The sequence below is a fragment of the Gilliamella sp. Choc6-1 genome (assembly GCF_001690385.1).
Classification (GTDB): Bacteria; Pseudomonadota; Gammaproteobacteria; order Enterobacterales; family Orbaceae; genus Gilliamella; species Gilliamella apicola_A.
Window position 1 is genome coordinate 1 of record NZ_LZHI01000025.1, and the last position, 1,098, is coordinate 1,098.

Genomic DNA, 1,098 nt, shown 5'->3' on the forward strand with positions numbered 1-1,098 from the left:
GGACACCGTTAAAGAAGGTGAAAGCCAAGATAAAAAAATGCACCAACTGGCGATTGACTTAGGCTCGTTAGCATTATTAAGTGTTGATAGCGTGGCTTTATACCGTGACATCAAATTAAAAATGCAGCTAGTTAAAGCGATGCGTTCAACAGTTTCGGGCACATTAGTACCTGAAATTAAAGCTAAACAGATGTTAAATACCTTGATTTCTAAAACCGTAGCCAAAGCTTTTGCGGCTATAACTATTTTTGAAGCCTTAGGCGAGTTAAAAAGTGCCTTGGGGATGTGGAATATGGAGGATAAAAGTTATTTTATCGCTAGAACTGGTGGAGCTGTATTATTAGGAGCTGGCGCTATATTTTTATTAGCTAGTTCAAGCATTGTAATAGGATTGGGCGTTATATTATCATTGTGGGGCTTATATTTAATTGCAAGTAGCAAAAAATACGATAATTTTACCCCTATCGATCACTGGTTAAACCGCTGTTATTTTGGGGTGCAAGAAGAGTTTACCTATTTAGGGTATGGCGCTTATCACGAAGAGCAAGAGGCATTTGTGGGTTTTGGGCAGTCGGTAAATGACTATTTGGTTGCGGTGTCGGGCATTGACACCTTTATGATCTTTAAAAAACCAAGTTCATTTAGTGGGATGAAGCTACATCACCGCCACCTCTATTTTTATTTAACATACCCGAATAATGCAACCATCGCCCACCTGCCGTTGCAGGCCACGGTTACATTATTTGGCAAGAATGGGCAACGTGATGAGGATATGATTGAATCTCGCTTTAATATCAGTTCAACAGGGGTAAATAACCACTCAGTAGTGGCGCACTCCCCAATCCACCTAAACGAAGATAAAGCCAAAGAAACCCTAAAAATCACCGAATATGTCACCACCGATAAAAACTATTTTATCGACCATTATGAAGCAAAAACCTTTAAAACCCTCACTCAGGGCAAAGCGGTATGGCAATCTAATTTTACCGATATTGAAAAAATCGAAGTAAAAGAGCCAGCTCCTAACCAGCCAGAAAGTCACCTAACGGTAATAACCTGGGTAGCGGGCACCTTTGCTTATGATCTAATAAATAACTA

Annotated in this window: 1 protein-coding gene; it reads left to right on the plus strand. The window is 39.9% G+C overall.

The genetic code is table 11. The features are described from left to right. Window positions 1-1,098, plus strand: a 1,098-nt coding sequence (locus A9G36_RS10120) for a hypothetical protein (RefSeq protein WP_176701007.1), incomplete at both ends; no start/stop codon positions are given.